General features: G+C 62.8%; 24 protein-coding genes. 8 read left to right on the top strand and 16 right to left on the bottom strand.

Annotation, left to right across the window (positions count from 1 at the left end):
* Positions 1-42 precede the first annotated feature (42 nt).
* Positions 43-747, top strand: coding sequence for a ligase-associated DNA damage response endonuclease PdeM (pdeM, locus tag WYH_RS15185; RefSeq protein ID WP_046904500.1), 705 nt, complete (start codon positions 43-45; stop codon positions 745-747).
* A 133-nt stretch (positions 748-880) separates the two neighbouring features.
* Positions 881-1402 carry a translation initiation factor IF-3 gene (gene infC, locus WYH_RS15180; RefSeq protein WP_046904499.1) on the top strand — a complete coding sequence of 174 codons (522 nt, stop codon included), beginning with the start codon at positions 881-883 and terminating at the stop codon, positions 1400-1402.
* A 149-nt stretch (positions 1403-1551) separates the two neighbouring features.
* On the opposite strand, the gene WYH_RS15175 is transcribed toward infC, so the two are convergent.
* Positions 1552-1938, bottom strand: coding sequence for a VOC family protein (locus WYH_RS15175; RefSeq protein ID WP_046905251.1), 387 nt, complete (start codon positions 1936-1938; stop codon positions 1552-1554).
* Positions 1939-2020: 82 nt separating this feature from the next.
* On the opposite strand from WYH_RS15175, the gene WYH_RS15170 reads away from it, so the two are divergent.
* Positions 2021-3427, top strand: a complete 1407-nt coding sequence (locus WYH_RS15170) for an SLC13 family permease (protein ID WP_156320159.1) — start codon at positions 2021-2023, stop codon at positions 3425-3427.
* Positions 3428-3653: 226 nt separating this feature from the next.
* Positions 3654-4976, top strand: coding sequence for a cystathionine gamma-synthase family protein (locus WYH_RS15165; RefSeq protein ID WP_046904497.1), 1323 nt, complete (start codon positions 3654-3656; stop codon positions 4974-4976).
* On the opposite strand, the gene WYH_RS15160 is transcribed toward WYH_RS15165, so the two are convergent.
* Positions 4973-5509 (bottom strand): J domain-containing protein, encoded by a 537-nt coding sequence (locus WYH_RS15160; protein WP_046904496.1) that lies wholly within the window; start codon positions 5507-5509, stop codon positions 4973-4975. The genes WYH_RS15165 and WYH_RS15160 overlap by 4 nt on opposite strands.
* A 194-nt stretch (positions 5510-5703) precedes the next feature.
* Between WYH_RS15160 and WYH_RS15155 the strand changes: the two genes are divergently transcribed.
* Complete coding sequence (locus WYH_RS15155) at positions 5704-5889, top strand: hypothetical protein (RefSeq protein ID WP_046904495.1); 186 nt, start codon at positions 5704-5706, stop codon at positions 5887-5889.
* On the opposite strand, the gene pal is transcribed toward WYH_RS15155, so the two are convergent.
* From pal to hisB, 14 genes are all read right to left on the bottom strand, one after another.
* Positions 5890-6408: a peptidoglycan-associated lipoprotein Pal gene (gene pal / locus WYH_RS15150; RefSeq protein ID WP_046904494.1), complete on the bottom strand. Its 519-nt coding sequence runs from the start codon at positions 6406-6408 to the stop codon at positions 5890-5892.
* A gap of 59 nt (positions 6409-6467) precedes the next feature.
* Positions 6468-7856 carry a Tol-Pal system beta propeller repeat protein TolB gene (gene tolB, locus WYH_RS15145; protein ID WP_046904493.1) on the bottom strand — a complete coding sequence of 463 codons (1389 nt, stop codon included), beginning with the start codon at positions 7854-7856 and terminating at the stop codon, positions 6468-6470.
* Between the two features lie 2 nt (positions 7857-7858).
* A complete protein-coding gene (locus WYH_RS15140) occupies positions 7859-8698 on the bottom strand; it encodes an energy transducer TonB (RefSeq protein WP_235979557.1) in 840 nt (279 codons plus the stop codon).
* Entirely contained in the window at positions 8685-9128 is a 444-nt protein-coding gene (locus WYH_RS15135; RefSeq protein WP_046904491.1) for an ExbD/TolR family protein, read from the bottom strand. Before WYH_RS15135 ends, WYH_RS15140 begins: the two co-directional genes overlap by 14 nt.
* A gap of 2 nt (positions 9129-9130) precedes the next feature.
* Entirely contained in the window at positions 9131-9835 is a 705-nt protein-coding gene (tolQ, locus tag WYH_RS15130) for a protein TolQ (RefSeq protein WP_046904490.1), read from the bottom strand.
* Entirely contained in the window at positions 9832-10299 is a 468-nt protein-coding gene (locus tag WYH_RS15125) for a YbgC/FadM family acyl-CoA thioesterase (protein ID WP_046904489.1), read from the bottom strand. Before WYH_RS15125 ends, tolQ begins: the two co-directional genes overlap by 4 nt.
* A gap of 73 nt (positions 10300-10372) precedes the next feature.
* Positions 10373-10750 carry a histidine triad nucleotide-binding protein gene (locus tag WYH_RS15120; protein WP_046904488.1) on the bottom strand — a complete coding sequence of 126 codons (378 nt, stop codon included), beginning with the start codon at positions 10748-10750 and terminating at the stop codon, positions 10373-10375.
* Entirely contained in the window at positions 10750-11076 is a 327-nt protein-coding gene (locus tag WYH_RS15115; RefSeq protein ID WP_046904487.1) for a phosphoribosyl-ATP diphosphatase, read from the bottom strand. Before WYH_RS15115 ends, WYH_RS15120 begins: the two co-directional genes overlap by 1 nt.
* A gap of 57 nt (positions 11077-11133) precedes the next feature.
* Positions 11134-11298, bottom strand: a complete 165-nt coding sequence (locus WYH_RS17025; RefSeq protein WP_169780807.1) for a hypothetical protein — start codon at positions 11296-11298, stop codon at positions 11134-11136.
* Positions 11299-11408: 110 nt separating this feature from the next.
* Positions 11409-12170 (bottom strand): imidazole glycerol phosphate synthase subunit HisF, encoded by a 762-nt coding sequence (gene hisF / locus WYH_RS15110; protein WP_046904486.1) that lies wholly within the window; start codon positions 12168-12170, stop codon positions 11409-11411.
* The gene (locus tag WYH_RS15105; protein ID WP_046904485.1) at positions 12167-12418 is read right to left on the bottom strand and encodes a hypothetical protein; all 252 of its coding nucleotides are present in this window, start codon (positions 12416-12418) and stop codon (positions 12167-12169) included. Before WYH_RS15105 ends, hisF begins: the two co-directional genes overlap by 4 nt.
* Positions 12419-12421: 3 nt before the next feature.
* The gene (gene hisA / locus WYH_RS15100) at positions 12422-13150 is read right to left on the bottom strand and encodes a 1-(5-phosphoribosyl)-5-[(5-phosphoribosylamino)methylideneamino]imidazole-4-carboxamide isomerase (protein WP_046904484.1); all 729 of its coding nucleotides are present in this window, start codon (positions 13148-13150) and stop codon (positions 12422-12424) included.
* Positions 13147-13779, bottom strand: coding sequence for an imidazole glycerol phosphate synthase subunit HisH (gene hisH, locus WYH_RS15095; RefSeq protein WP_046904483.1), 633 nt, complete (start codon positions 13777-13779; stop codon positions 13147-13149). The genes hisA and hisH overlap by 4 nt, the downstream gene beginning before the upstream one ends.
* Entirely contained in the window at positions 13772-14365 is a 594-nt protein-coding gene (gene hisB / locus WYH_RS15090; protein WP_046904482.1) for an imidazoleglycerol-phosphate dehydratase HisB, read from the bottom strand. Before hisB ends, hisH begins: the two co-directional genes overlap by 8 nt.
* Positions 14366-14451: 86 nt before the next feature.
* Between hisB and WYH_RS15085 the strand changes: the two genes are divergently transcribed.
* Genes WYH_RS15085 through gmk form a run of 3 tightly spaced genes read left to right on the top strand, consistent with a single transcriptional unit; the run spans position 14452 to position 16201 of the window.
* A complete protein-coding gene (locus WYH_RS15085) occupies positions 14452-14970 on the top strand; it encodes an SspB family protein (RefSeq protein ID WP_046905250.1) in 519 nt (172 codons plus the stop codon).
* Between the two features lie 52 nt (positions 14971-15022).
* Positions 15023-15490, top strand: coding sequence for a hypothetical protein (locus WYH_RS15080; protein ID WP_053833621.1), 468 nt, complete (start codon positions 15023-15025; stop codon positions 15488-15490).
* 60 nt (positions 15491-15550) lie between these two features.
* A complete protein-coding gene (gene gmk / locus WYH_RS15075; protein ID WP_046904481.1) occupies positions 15551-16201 on the top strand; it encodes a guanylate kinase in 651 nt (216 codons plus the stop codon).
* The last annotated feature ends 4 nt before the right edge of the window (positions 16202-16205 follow it).

Below are 16205 nucleotides of genomic sequence, written 5' to 3'. Positions count from 1 at the left end.
AGACCCCTTGCCAAACCCGCCGCCGCGCGGCAAGTGAGAGCCATGGTTCACCTTTCGTTCGCATCGCTGGAATTTGCCGGGGAAGAGTTCGCCCTCACCGCTTCCAACGCGCTGTACTGGCCGCGCGAATCCGCGCTGCTGGTGGCGGACCTGCATCTGGAAAAGGCCAGCTTCTATGCCAGGCACGGCCAGATGCTGCCCCCCTATGACAGCCGCGAAACGCTGGACCGGCTGGCGCTGGCGATTCGCGAAACGGGCGCGCGGCGCGTGTTCACCCTGGGGGACAATTTCCATGACAGCGCCGGGGCCGATCGGCTGGAACCCTATGCAGCGGGAATGCTGGCCGCCCTCACCCGCGCGGTGGACTGGGTGTGGATCACCGGCAATCACGATCACGAATTGCACGATCACCAAACGGGCGATGGCAGCGGCGGCGAACTGGCGGAAGAACTGGAAATTGCCGGGCTGATTCTCCGGCACGAGGCAAAGAAGGGCGAAAAGCAGCCCGAACTTTCCGGCCATTTCCACCCCCGGCTGCAACTGCGCGTGCGCGACCGTTCGATCCGCCGCCCCTGCGCGGTGCGCAGCGAAAGCCGGATGATCCTGCCTGCTTTCGGCGCACTTACCGGGGGGATGAACGCCGCCGATCCGGCAATTTTGAAGGCCATGCAGCCAGCCAATGCGATCGATGCCGTGGTGCCGGCCAGGGGCAGGATCGCCACATTCCCCCTCTGGCGCGCAGCCTGACGCCGGCAAATCTGCAATCTGTTCCCCGTTTCCTGCGCTGCACCCCCTAGCGCGCCGGAGCGTTAGCCCTTAAATAGAGGGACTGAGGGCAATAGTTACAGGAGAACGTCTTATACCCCGTCCACCCCGGCGCATGATGGCGCCCCCGGTCAAATCAGGACCGCGCTACGATAACATGATCCAGGTTCCCAAGGTTCGCGTCATTGACGAGAACGGTGAAAATCTGGGCGTCATGTATACCAGGGAAGCGATCGAACAGGCTGCCGAAGTCGGCCTCAACCTCGTCGAAGTTTCGCCCAATGCAGACCCGCCCGTCTGCAAGTTCCTCGATGTCGGCAAACATCGCTACGAGGCGCAGAAAAAGGCGAGCGCTGCGCGCAAGACGCAGAAGACGCAGGAAATCAAAGAGATCAAGATGCGTCCCAACATCGATGACCATGATTACGATGTGAAGATGCGCAATGTGAACAAGTTCATCGAGCATGGCGACAAGGTGAAGGTCACCCTTCGCTTCCGCGGACGCGAGATGGCGCACCAGCATCTGGGCATGGACCTGCTCCGCCGCGTGCAGGACGATGTTCAGGAAATCGCGAAGGTGGAAGCCTATCCGCGACTCGAAGGCCGGCAGATGCTGATGGTGCTGGCTCCCAAATAGGGAAATCGGGCGATTCGCCACTCGGCGCGGCGCCTATCCATTTCAGGAAAATATCCGGATGATGCGCGAAGGGCGAACTGCCATTCGCGCATCATCGGAAATTTCGGCCCGAAAACCATCGAACCGGCCCCGCCTGCCAAGCATCAGCCCTACGCCGGCGGCTCCCACAATTCGATGGGATTGCCTTCCGCGTCATGGATCCGGGCAAAACGCCCTGTCTCTGGGTGATCCCATTCCGCGCGTGTTTCCACCGCAATGCCGTGATCGCGCAGCCGGGCAATCAGCGCATCCATCCCTGAAACCCGCAAATTGATCATTACCTGCCGGTCCGCGGCGAAATAATCGCTGTCCGCTGGAAAAATGGAAAAGACCGTATCGCCGCCTTCGGCCTGCCAGAACCACGCCCCGTCGGGCGAAGGTTGCCCGGCGCAAGTCACGGTAAATCCCAGATTGTCGCGATACCAGGCGGCCAGTCGCTGCGGGTCCTGCGCACGCAGAAATATGCCGCCGATGCCAAGCACCCTGCCCTCAGCCACGGCCAACCTCCTTGCCGAATGAACATCCAAGGCTAGGATCGGTCCCGCACGGGGTAAAGGGGGCTATATTGGGCGGACGGGCATGAATGCGCAGCGGATCGGCTTCTGGCTGGGCCTGGCCGCTTTTTCCGCCACGATCATATTGCCCGCACCCGCCGGCATGTCTGCCCAGGCATGGTCCGTGGCCGGGCTGGTCATGTGGATGGCCGCCTGGTGGATGACGGAAGCGATCCCGCTGACCGCCACGGCCCTGCTCCCTTTCGCCATCCTGCCCTTTGCCGGGGTCGGCAGCCCGAACGAAGTCGCATCGGATTATTATTCGCCGATCCTGTTCCTGATCCTGGGCGGGGCCTTCCTCGCCCTCGCCATCGAAAGAACGGGCTTGCACAAACGGCTGGCTGTCTTCGTCCTCGATGCAGTGGGGACAGGCGGGCCGATGCGCGTGATGCTGGCCTTCATGGTATCGGCGGCGATCCTTTCCAATATCATCTCCAACACTTCCACATCGCTGATCATGATGCCGATGGCGCTGGCAGTGCTGGCAGGCGGCGGAGCAAACAAGGATCAGCGCATGGGCCTTTCGGGCGCGCTGCCCATGGCCATTGCCTTTGCAGCCTCTATCGGCGGGCTCGGCACGATCATCGGCAGCCCGACCAACGCCATTGCCGTCGCCCTCCTGCGCGAAACGATCGGACTGGAAATCAGCTTCGCCCTGTGGATGGTATTCGGCGTGCCGATCGTCATTCTCGGCATTCCGCTGGCCGCATTTCTGATCGCCAGGGTGCAGCGCATTGCCGATCACCCCTTCGATGCGGTGGCCGCACGCGAAGCGATCAAGCCGGAGGGGCCATGGACCGGCCCGGAAAAGCGGCTGGTTCCCGTGATCCTGCTTGCCTTCCTGCTGTGGATGACACGGCCCCTGACCGGCCCCTATCTGCCACCAGGATCGCTGACCGACGGCACGATTGCCGTTGTCGCGGGCCTCGCCCTGTTCATCCTGCCGGACGGGACGGGCCGCCGCCTGCTCAACTGGACGGAGGCCAATCGCGCCCCGTGGGATGTGATCATGATGTTCGGCGGCGGGCTTGCCCTGGCCGGCGCGATGACACGCAGCGGGCTGGCTGACTGGCTGGGCCAGGCATTACTGCCACTGGCCAGCGTGCCCCTGCCCATCGTGGCACTGGCGGTGGTGGGCATGGTGGTGCTGATCACCGAATTTGCCAGCAATGTCGCCACCGCCAGCGGCATCATACCGGTCGTCGCCAGCCTGGCCGTGGCGCTGGGCGTCGATCCCATATTGCTGGCCATGCCAGCGGCCATGGCGGCGAGCTGGGGCTTCATGCTGCCCGCCGGGACAGGGCCAAACGCCATCGCCTGGGCAACCGGCCGGATAGAATTGCCGCGCATGGTCAGCGCCGGATTGCTGCTGGATATTTGCGGAATATTCCTGATCGTGGGCACGGTCTGGGCGATCAAGGCTTTTATCTAGCGCGCCCTGTGCTGCCCCGCCCGTCCCTGTTCCCCTTTCCTACTCCGCTTGCCTGATCCACCCTCCGGCGCATGGCTGGCACCGCGCAAAATTGCCCCTCTCCACCGTCATTTCGGAACCGGCCCATGCTGGCGGAATTCTCCTTCAGGACAGTGTTCCAACTGTTCCAGCGCACGGCATTGTTTGGCGCTCGCAATACAATTCCAGAAAGGTTACCACTGTAACCATGTCCGATCCGAAAGACCTCCCGCCCATCGATCCCACCACTCCGCGGCGCAAACCGAAACCGGAAGTGACAAAGATCGGCGGGCGCAAGCTCAAGCCGTCCACGCTGATGATGGGCTTCGGCTATGATCCGGTTCTGTCAGAAGGCGCGCTGAAGCCGCCGATCTTCCTGACCAGCACTTTCGCCTTTGAAAGCGCGGAGGCGGGCAAAAGGCATTTCAAGAGCATTACCGGCGGCGGCGGGGCGGATGGCCTGGTCTATTCCCGCTTCAATGGCCCCAACCAGGAAATACTGGAAGACCGGCTGGGCGTGTGGGACGGCGCGGAGGAAGCGCTGGTCTTTTCCAGCGGCATGACCGCAATCTGCGTGCTGTTGATGGCCTATTGCCAGGCAGGCGATGTGATCGTGCATTCCGGCCCGCTCTATGCGGCGAGCGAGGGCTTCGTGGCCAAGGTGCTGGCGAAATTCGGCGTCACCTATGTCGATTTCCCGGCCGGTGCCATACGGGAAGAACTGGACGCGGTGCTGGCCAAGGCGAAGGCGCAGGCCGATGCGCAAGGCGGCAAGGTCGCGATGATCTATCTGGAAAGCCCCGGCAATCCCACCAATGCGCTGGTCGATGTGGAGGCGGTGCGCGATGCGCGAAACGCCGCGATGGACCCGGCCGAAACGCCCATCGCCATCGACAACACTTTCCTCGGCCCCGTCTGGCAGCGCCCGCTCGATCATGGCGCGGATATCGTCGTCTATTCGCTGACCAAATATGTCGGCGGACATTCCGATCTGGTGGCCGGCAGCGTGGCGGGCGCGAAACACTGGATGGATCCGGTGCGATCCCTGCGCAACACGATGGGCGGCATTTGCGATCCCAACACGGCATGGATGCTGCTGCGTTCGCTGGAAACGGTGGAACTGCGCATGCAGCGGGCGACCGAAAACGCGGTGAAGGTCTGCGATTTTCTGAAAGACCACCCGAAGGTGGAAGGCGTCGGCTTTCTCGGCCTGCTGCCGGAAGGTTCACGCCAGCAGGACATTTACCGCCGTCATTGCAGCGGCCCGGGCAGCACATTCTCGGTCTTCATCAAGGGCGGCGAAGCGGAAAGTTTCCGCTTCCTCGACAGTCTGCGCATTGCCAAGCTGGCCGTCAGCCTAGGCGGCACGGAAACGCTGGCCAGCCACCCTGCGGCCATGACCCACCTATCCGTTCCGGATGCGCGGAAAAAGGCGCTGGGCATCACCGATAATCTGGTGCGCATCTCCATCGGGATAGAAGATGCGGACGATCTGATCGCTGATTTCGAACAGGCACTGGATCAGGTTTAGGAACCGCGCCATTCCCGGCGTTCTTCCGCCTGCCGCAGGACTTCATAGGCCACGCTGAAGGTCTGGAACTGTTTTGCCGCCTCCGCGTCCCCCGGCCTCACATCGGGATGCACTTCCTTGGCCTTTTCCCGCCACGCCTTCTTGATGGCGGCGAAATCCGCGTGGGAATCCAGCCCAAGCACATCAAGCGCGCGCATCTCGTCCGCGCTGCGGCTGCCATCGCCGCTGGTCGCCCAGCCATAATGGGCGGATTCGGCATAGCCGGCATTTTCGGTCTGCTCGGCCTGGGCGCGCTGCGCCGCCTCTTCCTTGTCGAGCCCTTCGAAATAATCCCATTTCTGGTTGTATTCGGCCGCGTGGCGCTGACAGAAATACCAGCGTTCCGGGCTGTTCGGGGATTTTGGCGCAGGGCAATCGCCAGGTTCTTCACAGCCATGCCGGTCGCACAGGCGAACGGTTGCCGCCTCGCGGGAAGAACCATAGCCGCGCCAGCGCGGAAAACCCCAGTCGAGCGAGCGCCTGTGCCTCGCCATCAATTCGCACCCAGTGAAAGCATTTGCCCTTTATAGGCATTCTCGCGGCAATCGAACAGGGCCGTAAAGGCCGCCGGCACGCCCGGTTCCGATCGGCGAGCATTATTATCTGGCCGATGCTGCATTGCAATAAACCGATTGTTGACTATGTCCCCGCTAAAGCCCCGGCCACCATTCACCCTGTCGAAGCATCCATGTCCAAACAGCTCGCCATCGCATCTGCCTTTGCCATTTTTGCGCTTTCCGCGCTGGCCCTGTTTGCGCCCGGATCTTTTCAGCCTTCCGACATGGCAATGCAAAGGGGCGCGACGATGGATATCGCCGCGCCCGCAATTTCGGTGCAGCTGCCGGATTTGCCGCTGCCCGTTATCCTGCGCTGATCAGTTCAGGACGATAGTAACCGCGCGGCGGTTCTGCGCCCAGGCTTCCTCGTTGGAACCAAGGGCAATAGGACGTTCCTTGCCATAGCTGACCACGGTCAGGCGGGTCGCCGGGACGCCCAGGCTGACCAGATAGTTCTTGGCCGCATTCGCACGACGTTCACCCAAAGCGAGGTTGTATTCGCGCGTGCCGCGTTCGTCACAATGGCCTTCCACCGTGGCGCGGATGTTCGAATACTGCATCAGGTACTGAGCCTGAGCGCGCAGCGCGGCCTGATCCTGTGCATCGATATCGTACTTGTCGAGATCGAAATAGATCGTGTCCTTGCCGGACATTGCCTGCGAGAAATGCGCCTGTGTACCCGGGACCGGGCCCGTGGGCGTCGGCGTGGGGGCAGGTGTCGGCGCCGGGGTCGCAGTCGGCGGCGGCGGCGGCAATTCTTCGGGCGCTTTCTTTGCGCAGGCCGCGAGCGCAAGCGCGCTGGTGGCGGTCAGGGCGAGAACGAGCTTCTTCTGCATGCCTTATCCTCCTCAACTAACTATTTAAAATGATGCGGCCCTTGGGGATGGAAACGCATTTACGGCAAAACCGGTCCCCAGGCCGGATCTGACGCGCCAACCGGCGTGGGGAGCCTGCGCTCGTTCTCGCCGGTAAGATCAACCTGCCAGAGCGAGCCTTCGCCCGATCCCCTGGCTGTACGGAAGAATTGCACGATGCGGCCGTTGGGCGCCCATGTCGGCGCCTCGTCCTGCCAGCCATCGGTAAGATGGCGCATATTGCGGCCCGACGGGCTCATCACGGCAACGCGCAGGTCGCCGACAATATGCGTAAAGGCGATCTGGTCACCGCGCGGGCTCCATTCAGGCGTCGCGCAGCGTCCGCCAAAGAAGCTGATGCGGCGCTGATTGGTGCCGTCGGCATTCATGACATAGCATTGTTGCGAACCGGAACGGTCGCTTTCGAACACGATCTGGCTGCCATCGGGCGAATAGGATCCGCCAATGTCGATGCCCGGCGTATCGGTCAGCTTTTCGCTGCGCCCCCCACTCGCCGGGACGCGATAGATATCGGTATTGCCGGCAATGGCCATGGAATAGAGAATCCAGCGCCCATCGGGCGACCAGCGCGGAGCGAAGGTGGCATTGTCGCTCTGCGTCACCAGCGTCTGGCGGCCAGTGCCGATGTCATAGACATAGATGCGCGGCCTGCCGTTGAGATAGCTGAGATAGACGATCTGCGAATAGTCGGGCGAATAACGCGGGGTCAGCGCCGTCGCCTGGCCATTGGTGATGAAGCGATGATTGGCGCCATCGGAATCCATGATCGCCAGGCGTTTGATCCGGCGATCCTTGGGCCCCGTTTCCGCGATATAGGCGATCTTGGAATCGAAGAACGGGCTTTCCCCGGACAGGCGCGAATAGACAAGGTCGGAACATTTATGCGCCGCGCGGCGCCATTCGGCGGGCTGCACGACCCAGCCTTCCCGCACCAGTTCATCCTGCAATTGCACATCGTAGAGATAGCAGCCCACGGTCAGCCGCCCATCATCGTTCGCGCGGACATAGCCATGGACCAGCATTTCCGCCGAACGGCCGCGCCAGACATTCCATGCCGGGGCGGTGATCTGTTCATAGTTCGGCCGCGGCAAGGCATCCGGGCCGACCGGGCGGAACAGGCCATTATTGCGCAGATCGTTGAAGATCACCCGCGACAGTTCCAGCCCCAGCGCGCCCGTGCCCTGCGAATTGGCCGGCGTCGGCACATCGCGGTTGGTTGCGAAGGCAGGAATGGCAATGCCAAGATCCTGCCACGCATTTTCATCGGTAACGGAGCCGGTCAGCCCGCCTTCATCGCCATTTTCCGCCTGCACTGGCGGCAGGTCCAGCGAACCCGAAGGCGCGGCTTGCTGCGCGGCGGCAGGCGCGGCGACAGCAACCAGGGCGAAGGCAAGGATCGGCTTCAGCATAATCACAATTTCCTGTCGAAGCGCCATTCGCGAATGCGCTTCCATTTGTCGTAGAATTCTTCCGGCAGATTGAACGGCGCCGCAAGTTGAACTGCACGCATGGCCCTTTCTGCATGTAATTTGGCCTGCGGGCGATTGGAATCGGTAATACCGGACTGGCTCACGAGTCTGGGCGCACCCGCCAGGCTGCCATCCCGGTTCAGTTCCCAGCTTAATACGGTCACCAGTTTTTCGGCATCGACGCCTTGCGGCGCGCTCCAATGCGGCTTCAGCTGGCGGTTGATCGCAGATGCCAGCGCGGCGCGCTCCGCCGCGCCGAATTCGCTCGCCTGCGTCCCCCGGTCCGCCCCCTCGCTCGTACCGGCGCCTTCCAGGAAGTCGGATCCGATGCGGCTGCCGCCGGCGCGTTCCTGCCGCGTGGGGCTTGGCTGCGGTGTCGGCGTGGGCGTGGGCCGCGGGCGACTGGTCGCCGTCGGGCGCGGCGCCGGTGCGGGGGTGGAGGCGACGCGCGGCTGCGGCGGAGGAGGCGTAACCGGCTGCGGCCGTTCTTCGGTGACGGCGGGGCTCGGTTCCGGCACCGGCGCGGGCTCCGGCGATAATTCGGGCGCCACGACGGCCTGCGGCTGGGCAGCTGGATCCGGCGCGGTCGAGGTCAGGCTGATCTCGTCCGCCAGGCTCACTTCCATCCGTTCGGGCGGCGGTATGGAAGGCGGCGACTTGTCATAGAATACCAGCACGGCGACGATCGCCACATGCGCCGCCGCGGCAATGCCGAGACCGATGCGTTCTTCACGCGAAAGATGGGCGAAACCGGCCATGGAGGCGGAGCTATGGAGCCTCATCTGAACCGCGGGTGACCAGCGATATCCGGTTGCAGCCCGCGCGGTTCAATTCACCCATCACGGCCATCACCCGGCCATATTCCAGCCCGCGATCGGCACGCAATGTAATGATCGGCCCTTCCGGCGCGCCGCATTGCAGGCCCGAAATCACCGATGGGAAAGCGCCGTTTTCAACCACTGCATCATCCACATAGATGAAACCGCTGCGGTCGATGGAAATCGTCACCTGGTCCGGTTCCTGATCCAGCGCATTGGCGCGGCTTTCCGGCAAATCCACGGGCACGCCGCTGGTCAGCAGCGGCGCGGTGACCATGAAGATGATCAGCAGCACCAGCATCACGTCGACCAGCGGCGTGACGTTGATTTCCGCCATGGGCGTGCGGCGCGATGACCGCCCGCGCCGCCGCGAACTATGCAGGCCCATTGCCATGGTCAGGCGCGCTCCAGCTCTCGGCTGATCTGGGCGTGAACCTTGTCCGCAAAACGCTGCAACCGCGCCTGGAAATTATCCACCCGGTGGCTGAATCGGTTATAGGCGATCACCGCCGGGATGGCGGCAAACAGGCCGATTGCGGTGGCGAACAGCGCCTCCGAAATACCCGGCGCCACGACGGCGAGCGAGCTGTTCTGCTGCGTCCCGATCTGGAAGAAGCTGTTCATGATGCCCCAGACCGTGCCGAACAGGCCGACAAAAGGCGCGACCGATCCGGTAGTGGCCAGGAAGTTCAGCCTTTCGGCAAGCCGGTCACTTTCCACCGCGACCTGCCCTTCCATCGCCAGGGCAACGCGCTGGCGCGTGCCGTCACGATCGCGCACGCCGCCCGAAGTGGAACTTTTCAGTTCCTCTATCCCGGCTGCGGCCACGCGGGAGGATGGGTTGGCCTTGCCCTTGCGGCCACCCAGCAGGCTTTCAGGATTGTCGGCCTGCCAGAAATCTTCCTCGAAATCGCGGCAGCGGCGTTTCACACTGCCCATCTTCATCGAGAAGGAAACGATGATCATCCACACCCAGATACTGGCCGCAATCAGGCCGGCGATCACCAGCTGGACGATGATATCGGCATCGAGAAACAGTTGCAGCGGATCGAGCCGGGTCGGCGCCGTAGCGCCCGCTGCAGTCATCATGTCTAGAATCATTCGGCGTCTTTCACGTCGAGTAGGGGAGCGAATGCATCCCGCCAGGCGGCGGGTTGGCGGCGGGGGCGGCCTTGGGGACTGACGAAGCCCACACGAATATCAGCTTCGGCCAGAAGCACCTTCTCCTCCCCATCCATACGCAGGGCACGTTGTTGCAAACGCACGCTGGCCGCGCGCAGTTCCGTGGCCCGTGTTTCAATGATTATAGCGTCATCCAGCCGCGCCGGGAGAGCAAATCGTATCGCGATGTCGGCGACCGCGTAATTTCCCTCTCCAGCCTCCAGGGCTGCACGCTGGTTTATATCCAGCAGGCGCAGCATGTCCGACCGCGCGCGTTCGAACCAGCGCAGGTAATTGGCATGGTAAACGATACCGGACAGGTCGGTATCTTCGTAATAGACCCGCACCGGAAAGAGATGCAGACGGCCTTCGAAATGGCCCGAGGGTGGTTGGGGGTGCGCCATGGAGATGACAGCAGTAGCGCCCCCGCGACTCACGGGGCAAGCGCCATCTTCGCGGTTTTGCGGCAGAGCGATTCTAGACGGCGATCATCCGCCCCAGCGGACCACCGCCGAACAGGTGGACGTGCAGGTGCGGAACTTCCTGCCCGCCATGAGCGCCGATATTGGCCAGCATCCGGTATCCGGGCTCTACCAGCCCATGTTCGCGCGCGACATGGCCGACGGCACGCACGAAGCCGGCAATCTCTTCCGCCGATGCTTTCGCGGAAAAATCGTCCCAGCTGACCCATTCCCCCTTGGGCACGACCAGTATGTGCACCGGCGCCTGGGGCGAAATGTCGTGGAATGCCAGCGACCATTCATCCTCATACACCTTGTTGCACGGGATTTCCCCGCGCAGGATCCGGGCGAAGATATTGTCGGGATCATAAGGCTGGGTCGGGTCGATCGGCATCACGCTTTCCTCGCGGCTTTTTCCACCAGGCCGGATGTCCCTTCCCGCCGGTCCAGTTCCGCCATGACTTCGGACAGTTTCACGTCCTTGGCGCCCAGCAGGACCATCAGGTGAAACAGCAGATCGGCCGCTTCGCCCACCAGTTCTTCCCGGCTGCCCGAAAGGGCGGCGACAACGGTTTCAGTCCCTTCTTCGCCCAGTTTGCGGGCCATGACCGGCAGGCCGCGCGCATTCAACTGCGCGACATAGCTCTGGTCCGGCGCGGCACTGGCGCGCTGGGCAATGGTCTGTTCGAGACGGGAAAGCGTATCGCCTGGCATATCCATGCGCCGGGCATGGGCAAGCGCAATGCGCTCGTCAAGCGGGTCCGCGCATGAAAGCGCTCAGCGACGCTTGCTGGCGATGCCCCGCCCTATAATCACGCCCAGCACGCCAAGCGCGAACAGCGTCAGATGCGATCCTTCGGGAACGGCAAGACCTGCCTGCGCATGAGCAGGCGAAGCGGAAAGCGCGATCAAGGCGCAGCAGATTGCAGAAAATCGACCCATCGCAAATCTTTACGCAAACACCGTGCCACAGCCAAAAAACGACGCAATCACACGGACAGGAAGGTTAACGCGAAAGACGCCCTACATCCGTTTGTAAAAAATTCCGACGATCAGCTACGCGCCGGAAGGCCCGCAGCGCGCAATGCTGCATGGGCATCGGCTATGGAATAAGTGCCGAAATGGAAGATCGACGCGGCCAGAACCGCGCTGGCATGGCCTTCCGTCACACCTTCCACAAGATGCTGGAGCGTTCCGACGCCGCCGCTGGCGACCACCGGGACTGAAACCGCATCGGCAATCGCGCGGGTCAGCTGGAGATCATAGCCCTTTTGCGTTCCGTCTCCGTCCATGGACGTGACCAGCAATTCACCCGCGCCGAGATCAGCCAGTTTCACCGCATGGTCCACCGCGTCGATCCCGGTCGGGCGGCGGCCGCCATGGGTGAATATTTCCCATTTCCCCGGCCCGGTTCGCCGCGCATCGACGGAAGCGACGACGCATTGGCTGCCCATCCGTTCGGCAATATCGGAAACCACTTCGGGCCGTGCCACGGCGGCGGAATTGACCGCCACCTTGTCCGCCCCGGCCAGCAGCAGGGCCCGCGCATCTTCCACCGTGCGCACACCCCCGCCCACGGTGAAAGGCATGAAACAGACTTCCGCCGTGCGCTGGACGATATCCAGCAAGGTGCCCCGCCCTTCATGGCTGGCGGAAATATCCAGAAAGCATAATTCGTCAGCCCCGGCCGCGTCATAGGCGCGGGCCTGCTCCACCGGATCGCCGGCATCCTTCAGGTCGACGAAATTGACGCCCTTCACCACGCGGCCATCGGCCACGTCCAGACACGGTATGACTCTGACCCGGACCGTCATATCGATTCCAGAATGACCACGGGACAGGGCGGGCCGCCATTGCAGACCGGCTCGTTCGCCAGCCGTTCGACCAGCACCGCCAGGCAGGCGCCGAAACACAGCGCAGAAAGCGCGATCAGCGCCCAATATGCGCGCGGCGTCCGGTCGCGCCGAACCATCACCGCGCCGAAGCTGACACGGCGGCGAAAAATATCATGCGCCAAAGCGAGCGCGACCAGCATGGCAAGAAGGGCAGCGGCAAGCACCATCGGTCAGGCCTTTTCCGCCATGGCCAGCGCCGCGGCAAGATCCAGCCGGCCTTCATACAGCGCACGGCCGGTGATCACCCCTTCGATCCCGTCCTGTGCGTGCAGGGACAGCATGTGAATATCGTCCAGCCCCTTCACCCCGCCACTGGCGATCACGGGCAAGTCCGTCTGGCGCGCCAGATCCACCGTTGCCTGCACATTGCAGCCCTTCAGCATTCCGTCGCGGCCGATATCGGTGAACAGCAGGCTGGCAACGCCCGCATCTTCGAACCGGCGGGCAAGGTCCGCCACGGGCACGTCGGACACTTCCGCCCAGCCTTCGGTCGCGACCATCCCGTCGCGCGCATCGACTGCCACGACGATACCGCCTTCCCATTCGCGGGCCATATCCTTCACGAATTCCGGGTTCTTCAGCGCGGCCGAGCCCATGACCACGCGGGCCACGCCAAGCTTGAACCAGCCTTCCACGGCGCTGGCATCGCGAATGCCGCCGCCCAGTTGGACATAGCCGGGAAACGCCTCGACAATCGCTTCCACCGCTTCCCGGTTTTCCGCGCGTCCGGCGAAGCTTCCGTCAAGATCGACGACATGCAGATGCTGCGCCCCGGCATCGGCAAAGATGCGGGCCTGCGCGGCGGGATCGTCACCATAGATGGTCGCCCGGTCCATATCGCCTTCCGCCAGGCGAACGACCTGGCCACCCTTGAGATCGATGGCGGGAAAGATGATCATGACGGATCCCATTCAAGAAAGCGGCCCAGCAGGTCCAGACCGTAACGCTGGCTCTTTTCCGGGTGGAATTGGACGCCAACCATATTGTCGCGCGCGACGGCGGCGACCAGCCCCCCGCCATGGTCGGTCATGGCGGCGATATCCCGCCCGTTTTCGGGCTGGAAGAAATAGGAATGCAGGAAATAGGCTTCGCCCGGTTCGATCAGGGCCGCCCCGTCATGATGCGGAGTGGGGACGACATCGTTCCAGCCCATATGCGGCACTTTCACGGCAGGATCGGTGCGTTCGATCATGTGCACTTCCCCTTCGATCCAGCCGAGGCCGGGCGTGCTGCCATGTTCGAGCCCGCGCGTGGCAAGCAATTGCATGCCCACGCAAATGCCGAGGAAGGGCACGCCGTCATCCAGCACGCGTTCTTCCATCGCCTGCACCAGGCCGGGGATCGCCTTCAGCCCATGGGCGCAGGCGCGGAACGAACCCACGCCCGGCAGAACGATGCGCTGCGCGCCGCGCACGATATCCGGATCGGCCGTAACCGCGATCCGTTCGGCACCCGCTGCCTTCAGCGCGTTATGAACGGAATGGAGATTGCCGGCGCCGTAATCGATCAGGGCAATGGCTTCAGCCACCCAGCCGCCCCTTGGTGGAAGGCACGGCCCCACCCTTGCGCGGATCGAGTTCTACTGCACTGCGCATGGCGCGGGCGAAACCCTTATAGATCGCTTCGCACACATGGTGGTTATTCTGGCCGTAAAGCAGTTCGATATGCAGGGTAATTCCGGCGGCCTGCGCCACCGAATGGAACCAGTGTTCGACCAGTTCCGTATCCAGTTCGCCCAGCTTTTCCTGCGTGAAGGCGGCCTTCCACACCAGATAGGGGCGGCCGGAAATATCCAGCGCCACGCGGGCCAGCGTTTCATCCATCGGCGAATAGGCATGGCCATATCGGCCGATACCGGCCTTGTCGCCCAGCGCATCCAGTATCGCCTGGCCCAGCGCGATCGCGCTGTCTTCCGTGGTGTGGTGCTGATCCACATGCAGATCGCCATCGACCTTCAGCGTCACATCGATCAGCGAGTGACGGCTGAACTGTTCAATCATGTGATCGAGAAAACCGATTCCGGTGGAAATCTCATAACTGCCCGACCCATCGAGATTCACCTCGACGAGAATGTCGGTTTCCGCAGTCTTTCGGGCTATCCGGCCTGTACGCATGAGGCACGCGCTATACGCACGGCGCGCCATGGTGCAAGCATTCCTGCTTGACCGGGAGCGAACACGGCTCCACCTATCGGCTCGATATGAGCGACGAAACGCCTGACAGCCTGATACCATATGACGAAATCGTGCAGGAAGCGCTGCGTGCCGTGGTCGGTCGCGTGCTCGGCTCGGTTGAACGTTCCGGCGGCACATTGCCGGGCAATCATCATTTCTACGTGACGTTCAAGACGGGTGCGCCGGGGGTGAATATCCCTTCCCACCTGCGCGAACGATTCCCCGACGAAATGACGATCGTCCTCCAGAACAAGTTCTGGGATCTCGCTGTCGAGGAAGAAGGCTTTTCCGTCGGCCTGACCTTCAACCAGATTCCGGCAAAGCTGGAGATTCCCTTCTCGGCCATCACGGCCTTTGTCGATCCCGCGGTTGATTTCGGCCTGCAATTCCAGGCCGCCGTGGCCGATGCCGAACCCACCATGCACGACGATGCGGAAAATGACGCGCCGGGCGAATCCGGCAAGGAACAGGGCCGCGAAGAAGGCGTTGGTTCGAGCGAGGACGGCTCCAACGTCGTCACGGTCGATTTCGGCCGCAAGAAATAACCCAGCCGCCTTCTTGCATTGCGGGGCGGCTGCCAGAACGGGGGCTGACCGGATGACAGACGCGATCGAACCTGGCGAATTGGCCGATCAGGCTTCGGACAAGACGCGCCGGGAAAAGCGGCGCGTGGGCAAGGCTGTCGGTTCGGCGAAACAGGGATTGAAGCAGGGAATCCGCAAGGTTCGCGGCCCCAGCCCCAATGAATCAACCAATCTGCTGATCGCCGATGTGGGTATGCGCGTGGCGATGATCCTGTTCCGACGGAGCATGGAACGCGGCCTGTTGAGCGCCCGCTTTGACGAGGAAAAGGCCCGCGCGATCATTGAAGGCCGCCCGAAAATGCGGGCGCTGGCCACGGCGGCGGTGGCGCGGCAGGCCAGCAAATCCGTGCCTGGCATGGTATTGCTGGGCGGCGGCCTGCTGGCCAAGGTGGCGTTCGATCGCGGCCGCAACCGGCGCAAGGCGCGTGCGGCGGGGGACAAGGCGCTGAACAAGATGGCCCGGAACGCCGACGGGAAATGATTCCCGCCTTCCGCTGACCCAAGTCTTGATTTTACATGCCGGTCTGCGCCAACAGCGCTCATGCCGGATAGTCCAGTTGAAACAGGTTCGCTGCCCCGCCGGGGGCTCATGTTCATTCTCTCTTCCCCGTCGGGTGCCGGGAAGACGACGATCGCCCGCCGCCTGATGGCGGAGGAAGGCGATCGGCTGAGAATGTCCGTTTCCGCAACCACCCGCCCGATGCGGCCGGGCGAAGTGGACGGGAAGGATTATTTCTTCATGAACCAGGCCGGTTTCGACCGGATGGTGGAGGAGGATGCCTTTCTCGAATATGCGGAAGTGTTCGGCAATTGTTACGGCACGCCGCGCGCGGAAATTCGCGCAGGATTGAAGAACGGACAGGATTACATCTTCGATATCGACTGGCAGGGCACCCAGCAGCTTTACCAGCGCGCGCAGGGCGATGTGGTCCGCGTGTTCCTGCTGCCGCCCAGCATCGATGCGCTGGAGAAACGCCTGCGCTCACGCGGGACTGACAGCGAGGAAGTGATCCGCGGCCGGATGGCCCGCGCCAAGTCCGAAATCAGCCATTGGGACGCTTATGATTATGTCGTCATCAATGACGATATCGATCATTGCTTCCACAAGGTGAGGATGATCCTGGAGGCGGAGCGGTTGCGCCGTCTGCGGCAGGTTGGCCTGATCGATTTCGCGCGCGAACTGATGCGCTGAACCG

The sequence above is a fragment of the Croceibacterium atlanticum genome, assembly GCF_001008165.2.
In the GTDB taxonomy this organism is placed as follows: domain Bacteria; phylum Pseudomonadota; class Alphaproteobacteria; order Sphingomonadales; family Sphingomonadaceae; genus Croceibacterium_C; species Croceibacterium_C atlanticum.
The sequence above is the reverse complement of the archived record's forward strand: the minus strand, read 5'-3'. Positions and strand labels throughout refer to the sequence as shown.